Origin of the sequence: Oribacterium sp. NK2B42, from assembly GCF_000424445.1 — a bacterium.
Classification (GTDB): Bacteria; Bacillota; Clostridia; order Lachnospirales; family Lachnospiraceae; genus Oribacterium.
This window is the reverse complement of record NZ_AUJX01000054.1, coordinates 1-20,697: the sequence shown is the minus strand read 5'-3', so window position 1 is coordinate 20,697 and position 20,697 is coordinate 1. Positions and strand designations below refer to the sequence as shown.

The following is a 20,697-nucleotide window of genomic DNA, read 5'->3' as shown; positions in this document are numbered from 1 at the left end:
AAACACGCAAATCTGAAATATAAATTTGGAAACAGACACTTTTGGTCAGAAGGTTACTATGTGTCAACAGTAGGACTTAACGAAGCAACAATCAAAAAATATATCCAAGATCAAGAGAAACACGATATAGCAATGGATAAGCTAAGTGTTAAGGAATACGAAGACCCCTTTAAAGGGTAGCTGGTAGTACAAACACCGCTTTAGCGGTAGCGACGAGTCAAACGCATAGTGGCTTGAGCAAAGTGAAAGCCAGCGCCTTGAGACGCCGGCTGAGTAATCAGAGGCTTATAGCCTCAGAGCAAACCACCCGTTTGACGGGTGGTTGTGATTTCCGATAGAGTCCCAGCGGGGACGGTTCTCTCCGACAAGAACCGTCCCTCCCGGCAAGAACCGTCCCCACTGGTTTAGGTCTTATACATATGGTATTCTTCTGCTATAATTGTTTTGACATTTTTAACTTTTCGAGGTAACCCCAAATGAAAGAAAAAAAGAAACTCACACCGGGGACGATCCTGTTTTATCTCATCCCCGTCATAGCGGGAGCGGCGGCAATTATTTTCGGATATCTCTATATGAAGGACTATCTGAAATACAAAGAAGCCGCAGATGAGTATGCGGATATCAATGATAATTACATTAAGATAGTGGAAGACACGGGGGAACCGGCCGATGTTTATGACGAAAGAACCGATTATTTTCCGACGCTTTCCATTGATTTTCAGAAATTGAAATCCATCAATGACAGTATGGCCTGTGTTCTGTATGTTCCTGGGCTGGATATGACTTATCCGGTTGTTTACTCCAAGGATAATGAAGACTACCTGCACAAAACATTTGAAGGAAAGTATAACTTTGCCGGATGCATCTTCTATGATTATCTGAGTGAACGAAACTTCAAAGGCTACAATACTTTCATCTTTGGCCACAATATGAAAAACGGTTCAATGTTCGGAACCCTGAAGAAGTTTAACCAAGAGCCTGGACTCGCAGCTTCAAACCCTTATTTTTATATTTACACCGATGGACAGGTCAGAAAATATGAAATTTTTTCGTACTATCAGACACTAGGCTCCTCAAAAACCTATGATGACATATTGTCGGAAGAGGACTATGACGCATATATCGATCGCGCATTAAAGAATTCCAATTTCACTGAATACGCCGAAGACATTGAATTTAACGAGAGACCCGGCCTGGTGACCTTATCCACCTGCTCCGGAAGATCCGGCGGAAATGAACGATTTGTGGTTCATGGAGCTCTGATTTCCACCAGAAATCCATCTAAGGGCAAAAGACTGGATTTTAAATGATGTACAAATTAACTAAAATTGTCACCTAAACAAATATTGAAAGCGTTTTAATCTTTTTTTTAACAACTTAAGCGTTATAGTCATACATATGTAAAGGGCACTTCTGTAAGTATGTCTGAGTATATGACATACATTCATCTTTTCCCGAAAAAGGGGTCGGGATTTGATTGATCATCAGAAGTTGAAAGGGGACATGATGAATAACGAAACATTTATTGTTAACATTAAGTGTCGTGAGAATGCAACATGGCAGGGCAAGGTTACCTGGGCACAGAAGTCAAAGACTAAGTATTTCAGATCCACTCTTGAACTTATCAAGATGCTGAACGGCGCAATGGACGATGATAATTTCACTGAGGATTTTAACGAATAAAGATTATTAAGCTATATATTTGCGACATTTTCCTGTATATTTAAAGCAGGGACGTATACGTGTGTGATGCGTCAAGAGACTATGATATAAGTGACTTGCCCGAAGAACGGAGAATATATGGAAAAACTTAACGGTATTAATCTTATCGGAATACTTGTTGAAAAAACCCGTGATCATGATTTCAGCGGCGTTATCATTAATCAGTATGACGACAGAAGAATCGAGTTTGATTCCTGCGTGAGTATGCTGAATGAACTTGATGCTATATATGATGACTGGGGATTTCCCGAAGCCTCTTCAAAAACCCGCAGCTTCACCGTGCATAGAAGCGATCCTGCAAATGGAGGTGAGGTTACCGGGAAGAAGAAGCTTACTCATATAGCCGCTGAGACTAAAGCGAGAGACATTTCTCAGGAAAGAGGAAAGGCAGCTACCTTCCTTTTACTGACAGAGATGCGACAGCATTCCAGCTGGCAGGGAATGGTTCTTCATGTTGAAAGTGATAAGAAGAGCAGATTTGACAGTGTTCTCGACCTTTTATTTTTGATGGATGAGGCACTTGGATAAGATTCAGAAAAGAATCTGCTGATTCTTACGATTTTTTGCTAAAAATTACAAAAACTATTAAAAAAGGTACATTTTATTACGATAAACTGCTTGATATTATTTCATTTATCGTTTATAGTAAGGATAATGAAGGGAAACCAATAAGGTTTCGATGGCCGGGCGCAAAGTTCGGCTTTTTTAATGCATTTTTTACAGTTTAATTTCCGGTATTCATAACAGTTAAATTTCTGCTGAACTGCTGAGGCTTATATCTTACACATACATATGCGAAAAAATTTTCTGAATTTCTTATTTTAATACCATAAAACATTTATTAAATCACAAAAACAAGTCGGTAAATTAGTAGAAGAATGCGCAAGCAATTTTTTTACTAAAGGCGGAACAATATGAGAACTAAAAGACTTGGTGACATGCTGGTAGAGATGAATTTCATTACCGAGCAGCAGCTTAATGAAGCTTTAAAGATCCAGAAGCAAGAGCATGAAAGACTGGGTACTACACTTGTAGCGCATGGCTTCATAACTGAATCCCAAATGGTTGATGCCCTTCGTTTACAGCTGGGTATCGATTATATCGACCTTACAAAGTCGGACATATCTCCGGAAATGTCCCAGTATATACCAAAGAATCTGGCAAAGCAGAACCGTATGGTGCCGGTTTCTATATCCAAGGACAATCTTTTCCTTGCCATGGCAGACCCTACAAACTTCATGGCTGTGGAGGATGCCAAAAAAGCAAGTAAAAAGAATATCATTCCCATGATCGCAGCCGGTAATGCTGTCGATCATGCCATAAACACTCTTTACGGTAACGAAGGTGCTGCCCAGGCTATGGCTCAGATGAGGGCTGAAGCGGGAATTTCCGATGAAGAGGTTGTTTCCTCAGCTCAGAACGATACTATCGATACCAGTGAAGAATCCGCACCTACAATACGTCTAGTAAACTCTATCATCGAGCGTGCTTATATCGAGAATGCTTCCGATATTCACTGGGAGCCGTCGGAAAAGGATCTCATCATCCGAATGAGGATCGACGGACGTCTTCACAAGATCCTCACCATACCTCATAACCTTATGGAGCCTGTTATCTCACGTCTCAAGATCATGAGCCGAATGGATATCATTGAAAGACGTGTCCCACAGGACGGTCGTGCCAAAGTGCGCATAAAGGGACAGGATATCGATCTCCGTGTATCAACATTACCCACCATATATGGCGAGAATATAGTTATCAGAATTTTACGACGGGATGGTTCAAAGCTTAATCGCCGCGGTATCGGTATCCCTGAGGCAGAAGATGCAAAGATCTCAAAACTTCTTGGTCTCACAAGCGGTGTAATAATGATCGTAGGTCCTACCGGATCCGGTAAGTCATCCACCATGTACGCCCTCGTTAACGAACTTCTTTCAGAGACAACTAACCTGATCTCCCTTGAAGACCCGGTTGAGTACAACATTAACGGAGCTATCCAGGTGCAGATCAATGAAAAGGTCGGTCTGACCTTCGCTTCCGGTCTGCGTTCCATCCTTCGTCAGGATCCGGATATCATCTGCGTAGGAGAGATCCGTGACAGTGAGACTGCGGAAATCGCCATGCGTGCAGCCATGACAGGTCATCTGGTTATCACAACCATACATACTGAAGATGCCATCAGCGCCATCGACAGACTTAAGGATATGGGAGTTGCACCGTACCTTATCGCGGCAGGTCTCAGAGGTATCATTTCCCAGAGACTTCTCCGCCGTATCTGTGTGAACTGTAAGGAAGAAGTGCAGATTACTCCTGAAAAGATAAGGCTTGCAGGACTTAAGGAGAAACCGGGGCGTATCTTCTATCATGGAAGAGGCTGCGATATGTGCTTCAATTCCGGATACAGAGGACGAATCGGTGACTTCGAAGTTCTGGTCATGAACGATGAACTGAGACAATGTATCACCAGTGGCGGAAATAAGCAGGAATTCCAGAGGCTTGCTAAGGAAACAGGTTATATCAGCATGCTTGAAAATGCTGACAAGCTGGTGGAAGACGGCATCACAACTGTGGATGAAGTCATGAGAACCGTAACAGAGCTGGAAGATTGATGATCGGAACATGACAGGATCGTGAATGTTAAAACTATCAAAAAATAATCTCAGATGGCTGGCGATACTTTTTATGGTGTTGGATCATTTTGCGGAAATTTTTTTGAATCCGGGACTTGAGGGAAACAGTGAGATACTCACAAAGCTTCATTTATCACAGTCTTTGGCAGCAACGCTCTATGATATTTTCGTATACCTCGGTACCTTCACAGGAACTGCTATGATCTACTTTCTGATAGAAGGGTACTTTTACACGAAAGATGTGAAAAAGTATATGAAAAGGCTCCTTTTGTTCGGCTTGTTGGGGCAGATCCCGTTTTATCTTGCATTCAGGATACCTGTTCTGAATATGCTTTTTGCATTGGCTGCGTGCCTTTGTGTCATATATGTGCATTATCACATATATGATTCAGCTAAAAGGCGTCTGATGATCTTTGGACTCTTTATAGTCAATTGCTTCACCGACTGGACCATGCTTGCTGTACCTTTTACCTTGTTTTTGGTAAAAGCGTTTGAACCGGTGGAGAGTGGACCCGGCTTCAGGCTCGATCAAAAAAGACTTAAGTTCGCCTGGTGCCAATGTTTCTTTCTGATACTTCTGGTGGACGCCCTTTCAGAGAGTACTTTTTTGAAAGCATTAGCCAGTGTTTCCGGATTCGTATTGGCAGCGGTTCTTATCACCCGGTTCTATGATGACAAAGTATACAAGCCATCCAATAAATGGTTTTTTTATATATTCTATCCGCTTCATTTAATGATTTTTTGGATCATTTTTAAACTTATATGAAAAAGGTACAGCCGCCGGTCCCTCTATGGAAATCTCCGGCACGTACCTGCTTTTTTAAGAAAAGGAGTTCTCATGATACATATTCAGGATATCGTTGATCTCGCCGCAAAAAGGGGCGCCTCAGATATACACCTCGTTGCAGGCCTTCGCATTAAGTGCCGCATAGATGGCCGCATAGTGGATCTGGCTGAGAATGTTCTGAGCCCGGAGGACTGCGAGTACCTTGCCAAGGAAATGGCAGGGAAGAAATATGAAGAGATCGAAGATATGGGTGAGCTTGACTGCGGAGGAACCATTGCTAACGAACGTGTCCGTATCAATCTGTTCCGTCAGCAGGGTAATGTCTCTGCCGCTCTCAGAATTCTGTCCAGTAACATTCCGGATCTTGATGTACTGGGACTTCCCAAGGTAGTATCAACATTTCCGAATCTCCAGAAGGGCATAGTTCTGGTCACAGGTGAGACAGGCTCAGGTAAATCAACAACTCTTGCAGCTATTCTTGACAGGATCAATCACTCAAGAAATGATCACATCATAACCCTTGAGGATCCTATCGAGTATATATACAGATCCGATAAAAGCATCATAAACCAGCGTGAGGTTGGAAAAGATACAGAGAGCTATACAAACGGACTGCGTGCCATCCTTCGTGAGGACCCTGATGTAATCCTTATCGGTGAGATGCGTGACCTTGCAACCATTGAAACTGCTCTTACCGCAGCAGAAACGGGACACCTGGTATTTGCCACCTTGCATACCAACAGCGCCGTGGATTCCATCGACCGTATCGTAGGTGTTTTTCCCGAGATGAGACAGCAGCAGATAAGACTTCAGCTGTCAACCACCTTAAAGGCGGTACTGTCACAGCAGCTTCTTGTGAAGTCAGGAGGAAATGGAAGAGTTGTTGCAGCGGAAGTGATGATCGTTACACCTGCATTGCAAAATCTCATACGTGAAGGAAAGACACCACAGATGCAAAGCTTCATGCTAAGCTCTGCGGAACAGGGCTCCATGACCATGGATAACTGTCTCATAAAGATGGTAGCGGAGGGCAAGATAACTCCTGAAACAGCGATAAATGCCGCCGTGGATCAGATTTATGTCAGGAAAAGACTTCTTGGCTAGTTGACTAAAAAGAATGTTAAAAGTTGTTTTCGGACCGCTTCAGCTTGACTGAAAATGCTTTATGATACTTATATTGTATATATATTTGTAAAAATCACTTAAGTTTTTCTGAATACCGTCGATAAACTTAATGTAGGAATAAAAAATATAAATAAGACTATTGAATATGTTTATATTTTGCTTTATATTCTTTATAAGGCAATAACCTAAGCGATAAGGGGTGATTGCATTGGTTACTTATTCGTACAAAGCTTTAACTCAAGAGGGTGTTGAAATAAAGGGTGTGATACAGGCCCAGGATGAATTCTCGGCTGTTGCCCAGATCAGACAGAAGTGCCCCATCATTACCAGTCTTACTCCGGTTGATAAGGAAAAAAGGAGCATTGGCAGCCTTCTCAATTTGGAGATAGGAAATCCCAAGGTAAATACCAGAGTCCTCGCACTCATGTGTTCACAGTTTGCCATAACGCTTAAATCCGGAATGCCCATAGGGCGTGCCATTGATATGATAGCAAAACAGACTGTGGACAAAAAGTTAAGGAAGATATTGAACACTGCATCGGAGGACGTTCTCGGAGGTTCCACTTTAACAAGTTCCTTTGAGAAGTTCGAAGAGGCCTTTCCCGTAACATTTCTGGAGACTGTAAAAGCCGGAGAAGTATCCGGTACTCTGGATAATTCCTTTGAAAGGATGCACAAGTACTACGAGAACAGTGCCAGAAATTACGAGAAGATACGAAGCGCTCTTACTTACCCCATATTTGTAGTAATTGTTGCTGTCATAGTTCTTATAGTCATCATGGTGAAGGTTGTACCCACTCTTGCGGAAGTTTTCGTCAGTCTGGGAGGAGATTTACCTCTCATGACCAGGATCATGATAAAGACCGCGGAGTTTTTTGCAAATTGGTGGCTTGCGGTTTTGATGGTCTTGATAGCATTATTCATCGCCTGGAAGGTGTTTGTAAAGACAGAAAGGGGAATGATCTTTGAAGCAAATCTGGCACTTACCATGCCGGTCATAGGAAAGATCAATGTTTTAAACGGATCTGCCCAGTTTGCCATTACCATGTCTACCATGATCGCTTCAGGACTTACTCTTAACAATGCCGTATCTGTCACAGCAAAGGTCATGGACAACTATCTCATGCAGAGAGATGTCTACAATATGATCGGGCGCATAGAAGAAGGTAAGCAGCTAGGTGAATGTATAAAGAACTGTGAGTACTTCCCGGACACACTTAAGGATATGTGTTCGGTGGGTGAGGAAACCGGTGAGCTTGATAAAACACTGGATGTAATCGGAGATTACTTCACCAACGAAACAGAACGCCGCATACATCAGGCCATCACCATGCTGGAGCCTACACTGCTTGTTATCATGGCAATATTTGCAGGATTTCTGGTTATTGCAATCTATCTGCCTATGTTCACCATGTATAACTTGTTTTAAAAAGTTTTTTACCCGGAAACGGGTGAGAATAGATACTTCCGGAGCATATTAAAGAAATGCTTCCGGTGTAACATATGAACTTATCTGAGAGGATTAAGTTCGCAATAAAGAAATAGAACATTACAGGAGGAAAAAAAACATGTTCAAAAAAATCAACAAAAAAGGTTTCACATTGGCTGAGTTGCTCATTGTAGTTGCAATCATCGGTATCCTGGTTGCGATTTCGATTCCTATATTTACAACTCAGCTTGAGAAATCTCGTGAAGCCACTGACCTTGCTAACCTGCGTTCTGCTTATGCTGCTGGACAGGTTCAAGCTATGACTGGGGATATCCTGAGCGGAACGGACCCGGCAACAGGTAAGCTTTATTATGACCCTAGTGTTGATGGAAGTCTTACACAATCTGGTGGTGCTACAATTGGACAGGGAACTGCTACAGATGGTAAAGTTGATTTGTCTGGTATTCCTACTGGTATAATTGAGTATACTGCTACTACAGATGCAAAGGGCAAGGCAATAGCAGTTACGATTACAGACGGTGCAGTTACAAACGTTAAATTTGAATAATCTTATAGTATATAATAATTATTTTTATTTCATAATCCCCCTCCTAATGAGGGGGATTATTATTTTTCTAATTATATTACATTTTTTTGCTATAATTCAAATGAATCATAAACTTCAAATAATCACAAAAAGATCATAATGACATATGTAATGATCCTATCCATTGTATTTTTTCTATAACTTACTTAAGTGGTAAAAAAAATCATTTTATGTATTCAGTTTCCAAGAAACAACGTTATTAAGATACGAATGTTTTTAAGGATTTTATTGCTAGGAAAAGAAAGTGTTAACAAAGAAAAAAGAAAAGTTCAATTTGAAATTAATACATTAAAGTGTCCCAATGTTTTATTACTTGGTAATGGAATGCTTAAATTATTGACTGATAAATGGAAAAAGGGAATAAGTTGGGAAGAATTGTTAAATAATTTAAAACCTCATGGTAAAACTGTTAATGTGAATAATGTACCATTAGCTATGCAACCAGAAGTATATTGTGGAGTAGATGTGTACTGTATTTCATATTCATGGAAATAAAGACCTAAAGCATTCAATGGTCTTGAGTTATTATAGTTATAAAAAATCATTAAGTTTTATGCCAATTCATTAGGCTTTTTATGAAAATTGAAGTTTATATTCCTTTGAATTATAATATTAAGCGTGTATATATTTAAGAATACTGAATATACATGTGTTTCCTGAGAAAAGTATTTAGGTAATAGACGGAAAAGGAGAGAGGGATAGTGGTCTATAATATTCTTATTCAACCCCTGGTATTGATTATTGATATACTGTTTTCTTTTTTTTGTAAATACTTTGGAATACCCGGCGATGCAATCATATTCCTGAGTATAACTGTAAATCTGATGGCACTTCCGCTCTACCGTCAGGCAGAAAGAATTCAGAAGACTGAACAATTAAAGCAGAACAGTATGAAGCCGTGGGTGAATCATATAAAAAAGACCTTCTCCGGTGATGAACAATATATGATGTTGTCTGCTTATTATAGGATTGAGCATTATAGTCCGGTATCAATGCTGAAAGAATCCTTTCCTTTGCTTCTGCAGATTCCTATTTTTATTGCGGCTTATCGCTATTTAAGCAATTCTTCGCTTCTGTTAGGTGCTACTTTTGGTCCCATTCCTGATCTGGGCGCTCCGGATGGTCTTTTGACAATTAATGGATTAAGGATCAATCTTTTACCAATTTTGATGACGGCACTGAATCTTTTTTCGGGACTGATTTACACGAGAAATCATGGATTGAGAATGAAAATCCAGGTTTTCGGACTTGCAGTGATTTTTCTTCTCCTTTTGTATAACAGCCCCTCCGGTCTTGTACTTTACTGGACGATCAGTCAGGTGTTTTCAGTTATTAAAAATCTGATTATGGAGACTAAGGTTTTCCGTACTCGTAAGGTGCTGCTTCCTCTGAGTATTTCTGTGATTTTTATAGCTCTTATTTGTACAGCAACAAGTATTATTCGGACAAGATTCAGTTTTGTGGTATCCGAATTCTTTCTGTTTCTTGCGGTTATATATATCTTTCATGTTATCCTGCAGGAGAAAAATATATCATTACCCAAAATATCGAAGATAGTGAGGATTATTCCGAAAATTTGTTATCCGCTGTTTTTTTTAGAAGGAACATGCATGTTCCTTCTATTTGGATTCTGCATTCCTTCATCGGTGCTTTCAGCCTCGGCTTCTGAGTTTGTGGAAACTGTTTCCGGAAATTTTCAATGGTATCTTCTTACATATCCTGCTACGGTTTATGCAGGACTTTTCCTGCTTTGGACTTCAATATACTATTATTTTACTTCAGGCAGAGAACGAATTTTTTTGTTTGGGTTTATGCTTATAGTCCTCGGAGTTTCACTTATAAATTATTTTATATTTGACGTAAAACCTGAATTTTACTACACCGATTTGTCTTTTGATGGTGATCTGGTGATCACAGGAACTTCAATGTTACTGAACTTGGTGGCTGCACTTGTAACTGTGATGATTTTGTTTGTACTCTGGCTGAAGAAACAAGAGGTGCTTAAAAATGCATCTTTAGTCGTAGCTGTTTCTCTCTTGATACTTGGAGTTAATAACACAGTACAGATACCGAAAGCATTGAAAAATGTAACGGGCGTTCAGAAACCCGGGATTAAAAATGAAATAGAAGATTATACAGGTAGTCTCCATCTTAGTAAGAACAAAAAGAATGTGGTGATCTTAATGCTGGACAGGGCAATAGGCTCACAGGTCCCTTTCATCTTCGATGAACTTCCAAAGCTTAAAGATGATTTTGATGGTTTTGTCTACTATCCAAATACCATTTCCTATGCTAAACATACTATACTAGGGGCACCTCCTTTATACGGAGGATATGAGTATACACCAAAAATCCTTGCGGAAAATGCAGAGGGAAATGATTGGGAGAAGAGAGCAGAAGCAATGCGTGTGCTTCCAGTTTTATTTTCTGATAATGGTTTTGATTCTACTGTATGTGATCCTGCTTTTTATGGATTATCAAATTATAAGGATTATCCTAAAATAAAAACCTTCAAATTAGTGGGACATTTCAATGGGAAATATGAAGGTATATTTGATTCCGGCAGTATTCCTGTTCAAATGAGAAATTTTCTTATCTTCAGTATTTACAAAACAGCTCCTTTGTTTATGAAGGATGCCATTTATGATACCGGAAAATACATGACACCGGATGGAGGAAATACAGGACTTACACAAGCGTTTATTGACAATTATACTGCACTGATGGAGTTACCTAATCTTACATCGGCTTTGGATTCTGATGAGGGAAGCTTTATATTTCTTCAGAACAGTACAACACATGAACCTTCATCCTTTGATCCTCCTGAATATGAAGTAAAGCCCGATGCCGGGAATAAACCTGTATACGGAGAACGTATGGTGGGTGAAAGAAATATGAAGATAGAAGACTACAGTAGTTGGAAGCATTATTGTGTGAATGTTGTATCCTACAAGGAATTGACAAAATGGTTTGGCGCCATGAAGAAGCTGGGAGTTTATGACAATACGAGAATTATCTTGGCAGCCGATCATGGAGCCGAGCTTGGACAGTTCGATGATTTGATGTTTTCTGATGGATGTGATGCTGAATCGGTCAATCCTCTCTTGATGGTGAAGGACTTTGGTGCAAAGGGTCCTTTAACTACAAGTGATGAACTCATGACCAATGCAGATGTACCGGTTTTGGCTACAGAGGGTATCATAGAGAACGCTGCAAATCCATTTACCGGTGTTCCGATTAACAGTGTCGAGAAAGAAAATGGTACTTTGTGGGTTGAGTGCGGTGTAAAGCGACAGAGGACATCGGAAGAAGATAATTTATCAGTAGATGACATAATATGGTGGACGGTTCACGATAACATTTTTGATCGTAATAACTGGACTGTAATTGATTGAGGAGGATGATCCTCTGTTAAAGGAAGATAATAATTATGTGAAGTCTGAAGTAATCGGTCTCGGTAATAAAGCCTATGCAAAGCTGAATTTTCTGAATGCCCGCGTGGTTCTCTCAACTACACCAGGACTTGATGTTTATCAGTGGAAACGCAGCAAGGATGTGGACTGGTATGTACATATGACACACTCACTTGGAGGTGGGACAGCTTACAGAATGTTCGGTACACAGTTTTATGACGCTGTGTTACTGTGTTCGGATGTATTTATTCCTCTCCATCGGGAATTGGAGACAAAGCGGGAATCCCGAAAGGACGTCCGCGGTACATCATAAGCGAAAGGACATATAAGAAGCGGGATGAATGAGAAGCAGGATATCTTTGACAGGATCATGTCGTGGAGAATACTGAAGCGGCTGCAGCCGTTTTATTTGCGGTTTAAGGAGCAGCTGCTCTATCTGTTCTTCGGTGGGTTGACCACGCTTCTTAGTATCGGCCTTTTCTGGTTGTTTACAAAGTTCTTCGGTATGAATGCACTGTGGGCAAACGTCATTTGCTGGATTATCTGTGTAGCTTTCGCCTATGTGACAAACCGGACATGGGTGTTCAAGGATAAGGCTCATGGTGTAAGAGGTGTTATCCGGGAGTGTATAGCGTTCTTTGTTGGAAGATTAGGGACGCTTATTCTGGAGGAATTGGTACTGTGGCTTGGAATTAGTCTTCTTAGTATAGACAGTTTGATCGTAAAGATAATAGCACAGGTGCTTGTGATCATAGGAAACTATGTGATAAGTAAATGGTTTGTCTTTAAAGAGAAAAGATGAAGGAGGCAGCTAAATGAAACTCTATATCGATCCTGGCACAGGTGCCATGCTGTTCTCTCTCGCTACAGGCCTGATCTCTGTAGCCTGGTTCGGCGTGCGGAAGCTGTATATGAGCCTGAAGTACAGAGCCGGCGGCAAAGTCAAAACTGACGCAGCCACCACTCAGCTGGTCATCTTCTCGGATGATAAGCGGTATTGGCAGGTGTTTGAGCCCGTGATACGGGAACTGGACAATCGAGACTTTCCAGTAACATACATGACCCAGTCGCCGGATGATCCGGGGCTGAAAGCTTCTTATAAAAATTTTCACGCTGAGTTTATCGGCGAAGGGAATAAGGGGTTTGCAAAACTGAATTTTCTTAACGCCACGATGGTTTTTTCCACAACTCCGGGGCTGGATGTCTACCAGTGGAAGCGCAGCAAGGATGTAAAGTATTATGTCCATATGACACATGCGCCGAGTGAACTGACAACATATAAGATGTTCGGTGTGGACTTTTATGATGCGCTTCTCCTGTCCGGTGAGTATCAGATCGACGACTGCCGTGCTTTGGAAAAGCTGCGGAATGAATCGGAAAAGGAATGCATCATCATCGGCATCCCTTATCTGGACGAGAAAATGAAGCGGCTGGAAAGCGAAAAGCCCGCACCGCATGAACGCACGATCCTTGTGGCCCCCTCCTGGGGCGCAAACTCGCTGCTGAACCGCTTCGGCAACAGGCTGATTGACAAGCTGATTGACACTGGGTATCACATCATCATCCGCCCGCACCCCCAGTCCTTCACTTCGGAAAAAGAACTGATCGACCGGCTGATGAAGGATTACCCCCAGCTGGAGTGGAACCGGGACACGGACAACTTCGACGTGCTGAACCGCTCCGACATCCTGATCTCCGACTTTTCCGGCGTCATCTTTGACTTCGCTCTTGTTTTTGACAAGCCGGTCATCTGCGCCTATACGGATTTTGACAAGAGCCAATATGATGCCTGGTGGCTGGACACACCGATCTGGACGGCTACTGCGGTGCCAAGGCTCGGGCCGATTTTGAGCGAGGATAATCTGAAGAATATCAAGGAACTGATCGATACTGCTCTTGAGGATAAATCTTATGAGAACAGCCGTCATGAGGTCAGAGACGAAACATGGATGTATCGTGGAGAGGGAGCGAAAAGAGCCTCGGACTATCTAATAGCGAAGTATCGGGAACTGGCACCGGAAGAGTCTGTGGAAGCAATATCATGAAGATCAAAAACGCTATCATCATCGCGGCAGGCGCGTCCAGCCGTTTCGTGCCGCTCTCATATGAAAAGCACAAGGCACTCACGATGGTAAAAGGAGAAGTGCTGATCGAACGGCTGATCAGACAACTGCGATCTGCCGGAATTGACGATATTTCTATCGTCACCGGGTATAAGGCGGATCAGTTCCGTTATCTGGAAGCGCAGGGCATTCACCTGATTCCCAATCCGGACTGTAAGCACAGGAACAATAACAGTTCCATATGGGCTGCAAGAGATGTGCTTAATAACAGTCTGGTTCTCGCTTCCGACCTGTATTTTGCAGGGAATCCCTTTGTGGCGGAGGCAGAGGATTCCTGGTACGGCGCAGAGTATTCGGATGGAACTACGCGGGAGTGGTGTATGCATGAAGATGAGAGCGGCTGGATTGACCGAGTCACAGTCGGTGGGAAAAACGCCTGGTATATGGCCGACCATGCATTCTGGGCAGCGGACTTCAGCCGGGAGTTTCTACGCATTCTTGAGGCGGAGTGGCAGGATTCAAGAGACAAGCTATGGGAGACAATTCTCTTAGAGCATCTGGATGTCCTGAAGATGCGTGTAAAAAAGTATCCCCCGAATACGGTGTTTGAGTTTGATTCACTGGACGCACTGCGGGAATTTGATGAAAGCTACAGGTCGGAGTCCCGGTCAGCAATCCTGCGGTCGATTGCAATGGAGCTGAATGTTTCGGAAGGCAAATTGACCCACTTCCATCCCATCATGGGAAACGGCGCAGAGGCCATCGGCTTCACCTTTGACTGTGGCGGCTGTTGTTATCAGTATTTATATGAGACTGCGAAATTGTCAGAAAGGAAGTGAAATCCTTGGCGGACCTGATTAGGAAAATCGAAAAAGACGATATCCCCAAGCTGAAGGAGCTGCTGTTTACAGCGTTAGGAGATTCGACATATGCAGATATAGAGCGGCTTGGCGGCATGACGAATCACTCGTATAAGATAACGAAAAATGACGGGCAGGAGTATCTTGTCCGCCTTCCCGGTGAGGGCACAGAAGAGATGATCAACCGCCTGGATGAACGGAAGAGCACCGAGCTGGCCTGCAAACTGGATATTGATTCTCCGCTGCTATTCTTTGATGACAACGGGCGTAAAGTCATGCGCTTTATCCATAATCCGCAGCCGATGAATGAGGAGGTCATGCGCAGAGAAGAGAATCTGTTACAGGCGGCAGATATTTTCAGGCGGCTGCATACCTGTGGAGAAGATACCGGCGTTCGCTTTGAAGTGTTCGAGATGGCAGATTTGTATGAACGGATCATCCAGAAAGCCGGTACGGCGTTTTATCAGGATTATGCAGATGTCCGCCAGACTGTCATGAATATCAAGGCGGAAGTGGATGCAGAGAATGATATCCGGAAAGTGCCGTGCCACAATGATTCCCTGATGGGAAACTGGGTGCTCGATGGAGACGGACGGCTTTATCTGATCGACTGGGAATACTCCGGTATGAACGAGTATATGTGGGATCTCTCCTGCCTGTCCATCGAAGCAGATTACGCAGCAGAAGATGATGAAAGACTTCTCTGTGCGTACTACGGAAGGCCTTCGACTGTGAAAGAAAAGAAATATCTGATAGCCGCAAAACTGTATGTGGACTATCTCTGGACACTGTGGGGATTGACCAGAGTGCCGTTTGACGGGCAGTATATGCAGGAGTATGCGGATATGCGTTATGAGAGACTGAAAAGGAATATCGAAAAATATGGGCGGATCAGATGAATGGTACTTCATCTAAGCGCGGAACAGGTTGGCTTTTCTTCCTGCCCGTCATCCTGCTCCCGCTGACAAACCTGGTCATGGCGGCAGCCATGCGCTCTCCCATTACGGCAACTTATATGACACCCAGCACCTTGATCCCGTTTTTTCCAGTGGCCGTGGTGTTTATTCTGGGCGCTGTTATTGAGGAACTGTTCTACCGTTGGTTTCTGTTGAAAAAGGTATTCTTTGAGACGACAAAGCTGAAGCCGCTCCTCTCAACCCTGATCGTTTCCGTGCTCTTTGCCGGAATGCACCTGTGGAATCTGAAAACATCCCCGGCAATCCTGCCGGTTCTCTTGCAGGTCTTCAGCGCTTTCTGCTTCTCCGTCTGGGCCGGGGCTGTTGTGCGGCGGACACATCGGATCTGGATTCCGCTCATAGCTCATATACTGCTGAACGCCACGGCGGGAGATGTTGAGATTGCGTGGGTGAGTGTATTGGTGAGTATTGCTGTGCTGGCAGATGGCATATGGCTGATGAGGAGAAAAATATGACTCCAAAAAGATTCTTTCGCGGCATCCTTGCACTCATTTTCGCATTCGCAGTTGTGTACATAGCAGTATCCTGTTCGACTGGCTACTGGGGTTTTTAGGAGGACGGCTATGACATGTCCATTTTGTAATAAAACAATGATCGAAGGCTTCATCCAAGCAAGGGCCGAGGTCTACTTCACAGAGAAGCCGCATAAAATGTTTTTCGCTGCCAAAGGAAACGATGTTATACTGACAAAGCATAACAATACGGCACCGACCTGTACGGCATATCTTTGCCCGGTGTGCCGGAAAGTAGTGATCGAGTATGGAGACTGAAAGTCATGACTAAGCTAAAAAGCAACAAAGGTAAAGGCTCCGGCCTGATGCTGATCATCATTTTAATCGTCGCTGTCATCGTCGCTTATCTTGTGGTGACGCAGATGGGCAGCTTGGGCGTGAGCAAGCAGGAAACGCAGCAGACACAGGAAAACGCAGTACAACAGGCGCAGGACGCTGTGGATGCGATCAATGAAAGGATGTAACAGGACACTGTGGAAGAACCATAAGCGGTATTTTGGTCAGAGAATTGAAGCTGCAGTAGGAGGTTGTTGGTGCTATGCTTTCCGAAGGAAAAATAATAATCCTAAACAGAATGAAAATCAACAGTCCGAAGCTTTATGAAAAGGCTCTTGAGAAATTGAACTTGTCAGATAGCGATATACCTGTGCGTAATGTTCCGGACGAACAGGTATGGATACGTCCGAAGCAACAAAGTAATGAAAGAAAAACATACTATTTGAATGGACGGCCATATTTCGGAATTCCTCCTGTGTATAATTACAGACAGGGGATAACTGATACGGTTGAAACAAAGATTAAAAATACGTCTCAGAGGACTGACAAGATCGCCACAGGACGAAATAAGAAAGCATCTGGAAAAAAGAAGAATACCGCTCTTTTCATAGACGGAGAGAATATTAGCCACAAGAAAGAAGTTGATATCATCAGGTATACACATGAGCAGGGGACTGTAGATCAGGCAAACGAAAAAGTCTACATATTGCAGAAAGATCCGTCTACTGCGGCATGGAGCGCATCTTCTGAACTGAACATTATCAGACTGTTCGGAGCACCAGAAAAAGATAAGGTTGATAAGAAGATGCAGAGGGATATGATTCATTTTCTGAGAAATCAACCTAATGTGGATATCTTTTGCATAGCAACTTCTGATGGCGGCTTTGCCGATACTATAAAAGAGTTACGGCAGCATGGGAAAAGAGTGGTGTTGATCTGTGAGGAAAAGGCACCGGTTAAACTGAGAAAGGCTGCGAGTGATACCATAGTTATATGATCGACTGGAACAGCAATGGTAAAATCGACCCGGAGGAAATATTCCTGACGGAAGAAATACTTGGCGAAGAGGATGAGGAGGAAGAGAAATCTTCACAGCCCACAAAACACACAGGCTGTCTTTTCACCTTGCTGACCCTGCCAATCCTTATCATCCTGAAAGGACTCCGCTTATGAAGTACGAACCGTTAACAGCATACCTCCGGGAATCCGGAGAGGAAAGAATCCAACTCACCTTCGCGCATCTGGATGACATCCTGTCTTTCCGACTCGGGAAGAGTCCGCGTAACCACCGTGCCTGGTGGGCCAACGGCGGACATGACCATGCTTCTGCGTGGATGGATGCAGGCTATAAAGTGGAGGCTGTAAATCTGACGCAGGAGACCGTGGTATTTGTTAAGGATGGAGCGGCAAATACACCGGACAAAACAGCAGCGCCAAAGGCGGAAAAGATCGCAAAATTAGTAATGCAGGAAATTCCGCGCCGAACCACTGATGATATTATTACCCTCTGTGGTTACAAATTCTCCTTCGTCCAGGAACTGATCCCGGAATGTGACGGAGACGGCAGGATCAAAGAGTATCAACCGCAGACCGACTATCAGAAACAAAAACCCCTGAACGCCCACGGCTCCGGTTCCTTCTGCCGCTTTACGATACACGCCGGGAATTGGCCGGGCGTGTATCTGTGGGTTGCTGATGACGAGATAATCTACATCGGCGAGACTGCCGGACTGGCACGGCGGTTCAACACAGGATATGGTGTGATCGAACCTGTGAACTGTTATGTCGGCGGTCAGAGCACCAACTGCAAAATGAATAAAGTGGTTCTGGAGCAGGCGAAAGCCGGGAAATATGTGAAGTTGTATTTCCGTGAGACCGAGGATTATAAGGCTGTGGAACATAAGCTGCTGGGACAGTATAAAACGAAGTACAACGTGAAGGATAACCAATGACACCAGAAAAGATCAACCGTCTGCTGTGTACAGCGGGTAAGAACTTCTTCATTCTGCATATTGAAGATATCCTCGAGTCGTTCGACCGGCTCGACACAGATCCGAATTTCAAAGCGCAGAAGATCAGGGAGTATTATCAGGAACAGCATGGCTTCGAGAGCAAGGATGAATACGGAATCAGGGTACGGCTGAATGCAGTACTTCAGATCGTCAGGGCTGAAGAAGTAAAGTCTGCTCTTGAGATGATAAACACGGATGATGTTAGAATTCTGCCGGAGGCGGCGAAAACGGTAAAGCGGTTATTACGGGAGGATGAGTAGAATGGGCTATAACGATCACTTGAATGATATACCAGAAACCATAGTTGACAGGCACCATAAAATCAGAAAGACATCGTAGAGTTTTGCCTTAAGTATGGCGGAGGCGGTCACCGCAGGTGACAGATACGTTGGGATAAGGATCCAAGGTTGAATGTTAGGAAATTATTGAAAGATAAAATTATAAATAATATCTTTAACTCAAGAGAAGTACCCACTACGAAGTGGATGCTCCCGAGTTATGTCCAATAAGCTCTCAGTGAGAGTTGCCTCCCTCGTAAAAAGACGAGAGAGGCTTTTTCAATTCCAAAAATCATATATATAGTCGGAATTTACTCTGAAACAATAACTTACGGAGAGCCAAAAAAGCGCAAATTGTCCCCTTACAAACTTTATTCCGAAAATATGAGTTTGATCGGAAGACTCATGCGGCAACTATAGGGCCTTCCCAACCAAGCGCTTTTAGTTTTTTTAGATATGCATTAATCTTACGTTCTTTATTGAACTGATTGTAATAATCAGCTCCGAGATCATTGAAAACTACACCATCTTTAAGAACATGGTATATTGCAACTAGCATAGAATGGGCAACAGCAACATAAGCACGGTTCCTTCCGCGATGCGCACTTATTCTCATGTATTGTGCATAAAAATATGAACGTTTATTCCTTATGCAAGAATGAGCACATATGACTAATGTACTTCGGAGCAAAGAATTTCCTTTACGTGTTTTTCCTGATTTTCTTTTCTTGGCGCTTTCATTGTCTCCAGGGCAAAGACCAGCCCAAGACGAAATGTGTGCATCGGTCGCGAACCTACTCATATCAGTGCCGATTACTGAAATTATGGCTTGAGCACTTGTATGACCAATGCCTGGTATTTCTTCGATGAATGCGACGGCTTGCTTTTCTTCCGGTTTCATATAATTGTCGATTTCATCATTCAGATTCTTTATATGAACATTAAGTTCGTCAAGATGAACGAGAAGTTCCTTCATCATTCTACGTTGCAATGCGGTCATGACTCCATTCAAATCATCTATGATTTGCTCTTTGGAAGCCTTCAGGTTATGAGCAATTATTTTTTTCTCATACATCTCATCATACTTTGTATCGTCAATTGATTCACCTGTAATGAGAAATTCTAGAATGTTACGTGCACTTTTGCCGTTAATATCTCTAACTGTTCCGGAAAGTTTAATGTTGGCGCCTTCTAGCATTTTTTGTAATCTATTTAATTCTCTGCTGCGTTCACCAACAAGACTCTTTCGGTAACTGACAAGTTCTCTAAGCTCTCTATGAGACTTATCCGGGATATAGCTTGGCTGCAAAAGACCATGCTGAAGAAGATCGGCAATCCATTCAGCATCTTTCACATCTGTCTTTCTGCCAGGAACTGCCTTCATATGGTGAGCATTAACAACAATGGCATTCAAGTCTGATGATTCAAGAATATTAAACAGAGGCTTCCAATAGGATGCTGTACTTTCCATGGCGACAATTTCACATTCGCCACTCTTGAGCCAGTCAGATAATTCAAGAAGCTCTCTGGTTGTTGCACCAAACTCACGTACTTCCTGTTTGTTGCCTTTTCTAAAACAGGCTACGATAAGCTTTTTGTGCACATCGATACCACAACATTTGTCGTAAACCTTATCCATATATATACGTCCTCCTAGTATAGTAATGATGTAGTCATTAAGGACTACAGTTAATAGTTTCAATTTCCAAATCTAAGTAATGATTGAAGGGAGGATTCCCCTCTCATCAGATATCATCAAGGAGCTTAACTAACAGTTATACATGTCTGTAGCTCCCATATACTCCAGACAGATCAAAAGGTATATAATCATCGAGGCAGGATCATTGACGGTTCCTCCTTGGGAGCCAACTTCGGTTGGTGATACCTCGAACAAAGTCTGTCAGTCCATTCGGTGGTGATTTATGTTTTGGCTGGTTGGGAGCCTCAGGCTATACCTGTATAAGCCGCTAGGTTGCGTATCCACCCTGTGGGGAAATGGATGCCTG

24 protein-coding genes and 1 pseudogene are annotated in these 20,697 nt (G+C 42.9%); 24 read left to right on the top strand and 1 reads right to left on the bottom strand.

Going from position 1 to position 20,697, the window contains the following annotated elements; genetic code table 11:
- From G625_RS0112670 to G625_RS0112555, 24 genes and pseudogenes are all read left to right on the top strand, one after another.
- Positions 1–180 (top strand): IS200/IS605 family transposase (locus G625_RS0112670; RefSeq protein ID WP_029201409.1); only part of this gene is annotated, 180 nt, incomplete at its 5' end.
- Positions 181–476: 296 nt separating this feature from the next.
- Positions 477–1,310, top strand: a complete 834-nt coding sequence (locus G625_RS19860) for a class B sortase (protein ID WP_044932637.1) — start codon at positions 477–479, stop codon at positions 1,308–1,310.
- A 196-nt stretch (positions 1,311–1,506) separates the two neighbouring features.
- Complete coding sequence (locus G625_RS0112660) at positions 1,507–1,683, top strand: hypothetical protein (RefSeq protein WP_242826636.1); 177 nt, start codon at positions 1,507–1,509, stop codon at positions 1,681–1,683.
- 117 nt (positions 1,684–1,800) lie between these two features.
- Positions 1,801–2,250 (top strand): hypothetical protein, encoded by a 450-nt coding sequence (locus G625_RS0112655; protein ID WP_029201407.1) that lies wholly within the window; start codon positions 1,801–1,803, stop codon positions 2,248–2,250.
- A gap of 386 nt (positions 2,251–2,636) precedes the next feature.
- Positions 2,637–4,331 carry a GspE/PulE family protein gene (locus tag G625_RS0112650; protein ID WP_029201406.1) on the top strand — a complete coding sequence of 565 codons (1,695 nt, stop codon included), beginning with the start codon at positions 2,637–2,639 and terminating at the stop codon, positions 4,329–4,331.
- Positions 4,332–4,356: 25 nt separating this feature from the next.
- Positions 4,357–5,118 (top strand): TraX family protein, encoded by a 762-nt coding sequence (locus G625_RS21465; protein WP_084152896.1) that lies wholly within the window; start codon positions 4,357–4,359, stop codon positions 5,116–5,118.
- A 72-nt stretch (positions 5,119–5,190) separates the two neighbouring features.
- Complete coding sequence (locus tag G625_RS0112640) at positions 5,191–6,243, top strand: type IV pilus twitching motility protein PilT (protein WP_198014897.1); 1,053 nt, start codon at positions 5,191–5,193, stop codon at positions 6,241–6,243.
- A 229-nt stretch (positions 6,244–6,472) separates the two neighbouring features.
- Positions 6,473–7,693 (top strand): type II secretion system F family protein, encoded by a 1,221-nt coding sequence (locus G625_RS0112635; RefSeq protein WP_029201403.1) that lies wholly within the window; start codon positions 6,473–6,475, stop codon positions 7,691–7,693.
- Between the two features lie 139 nt (positions 7,694–7,832).
- Positions 7,833–8,261 (top strand): type IV pilin protein, encoded by a 429-nt coding sequence (locus tag G625_RS19850; protein WP_044932635.1) that lies wholly within the window; start codon positions 7,833–7,835, stop codon positions 8,259–8,261.
- Positions 8,262–8,528: 267 nt separating this feature from the next.
- Complete coding sequence (locus G625_RS0112625; protein WP_207637312.1) at positions 8,529–8,795, top strand: hypothetical protein; 267 nt, start codon at positions 8,529–8,531, stop codon at positions 8,793–8,795.
- A gap of 206 nt (positions 8,796–9,001) precedes the next feature.
- Positions 9,002–9,640 (top strand): annotated as a pseudogene (locus tag G625_RS23650) (YidC/Oxa1 family membrane protein insertase); the annotation flags it as partial.
- A gap of 270 nt (positions 9,641–9,910) precedes the next feature.
- Positions 9,911–11,695, top strand: a complete 1,785-nt coding sequence (locus G625_RS0112620; RefSeq protein WP_242826635.1) for a hypothetical protein — start codon at positions 9,911–9,913, stop codon at positions 11,693–11,695.
- A gap of 37 nt (positions 11,696–11,732) precedes the next feature.
- Positions 11,733–12,026 carry a hypothetical protein gene (locus tag G625_RS0112615; RefSeq protein ID WP_156885124.1) on the top strand — a complete coding sequence of 98 codons (294 nt, stop codon included), beginning with the start codon at positions 11,733–11,735 and terminating at the stop codon, positions 12,024–12,026.
- A gap of 24 nt (positions 12,027–12,050) precedes the next feature.
- Positions 12,051–12,515: a GtrA family protein gene (locus G625_RS0112610; protein ID WP_029201399.1), complete on the top strand. Its 465-nt coding sequence runs from the start codon at positions 12,051–12,053 to the stop codon at positions 12,513–12,515.
- 13 nt (positions 12,516–12,528) lie between these two features.
- Positions 12,529–13,758: a CDP-glycerol glycerophosphotransferase family protein gene (locus G625_RS0112605; protein ID WP_029201398.1), complete on the top strand. Its 1,230-nt coding sequence runs from the start codon at positions 12,529–12,531 to the stop codon at positions 13,756–13,758.
- A complete protein-coding gene (locus tag G625_RS0112600) occupies positions 13,755–14,615 on the top strand; it encodes an NTP transferase domain-containing protein (RefSeq protein WP_029201397.1) in 861 nt (286 codons plus the stop codon). Before G625_RS0112605 ends, G625_RS0112600 begins: the two co-directional genes overlap by 4 nt.
- Positions 14,616–14,620: 5 nt before the next feature.
- On the top strand, positions 14,621–15,535 hold the full coding sequence (locus G625_RS0112595; RefSeq protein WP_029201396.1) for a choline kinase family protein: 915 nt from the start codon (positions 14,621–14,623) through the stop codon (positions 15,533–15,535).
- A complete protein-coding gene (locus tag G625_RS0112590; protein WP_029201395.1) occupies positions 15,532–16,068 on the top strand; it encodes a CPBP family intramembrane glutamic endopeptidase in 537 nt (178 codons plus the stop codon). The genes G625_RS0112595 and G625_RS0112590 overlap by 4 nt, the downstream gene beginning before the upstream one ends.
- 108 nt (positions 16,069–16,176) lie before the next feature.
- Positions 16,177–16,383 carry a PF20097 family protein gene (locus tag G625_RS0112580; RefSeq protein WP_156885123.1) on the top strand — a complete coding sequence of 69 codons (207 nt, stop codon included), beginning with the start codon at positions 16,177–16,179 and terminating at the stop codon, positions 16,381–16,383.
- A gap of 5 nt (positions 16,384–16,388) precedes the next feature.
- Entirely contained in the window at positions 16,389–16,589 is a 201-nt protein-coding gene (locus tag G625_RS0112575; RefSeq protein WP_029201393.1) for a hypothetical protein, read from the top strand.
- Positions 16,590–16,663: 74 nt separating this feature from the next.
- Entirely contained in the window at positions 16,664–17,398 is a 735-nt protein-coding gene (locus G625_RS0112570) for an NYN domain-containing protein (RefSeq protein WP_049895893.1), read from the top strand.
- Positions 17,395–17,574: a hypothetical protein gene (locus tag G625_RS0112565; protein ID WP_029201391.1), complete on the top strand. Its 180-nt coding sequence runs from the start codon at positions 17,395–17,397 to the stop codon at positions 17,572–17,574. The genes G625_RS0112570 and G625_RS0112565 overlap by 4 nt, the downstream gene beginning before the upstream one ends.
- Complete coding sequence (locus G625_RS21460; protein ID WP_049895892.1) at positions 17,571–18,353, top strand: GIY-YIG nuclease family protein; 783 nt, start codon at positions 17,571–17,573, stop codon at positions 18,351–18,353. The genes G625_RS0112565 and G625_RS21460 overlap by 4 nt, the downstream gene beginning before the upstream one ends.
- Positions 18,350–18,673, top strand: coding sequence for a hypothetical protein (locus G625_RS0112555; RefSeq protein WP_029201390.1), 324 nt, complete (start codon positions 18,350–18,352; stop codon positions 18,671–18,673). Before G625_RS21460 ends, G625_RS0112555 begins: the two co-directional genes overlap by 4 nt.
- Before the next feature lie 421 nt (positions 18,674–19,094).
- Here the strand turns inward: G625_RS0112555 and G625_RS0112550 are convergent, their stop codons facing one another.
- Entirely contained in the window at positions 19,095–20,330 is a 1,236-nt protein-coding gene (locus tag G625_RS0112550) for an IS110 family transposase (RefSeq protein WP_029201389.1), read from the bottom strand.
- Between the last annotated feature and the right edge of the window lie 367 nt (positions 20,331–20,697).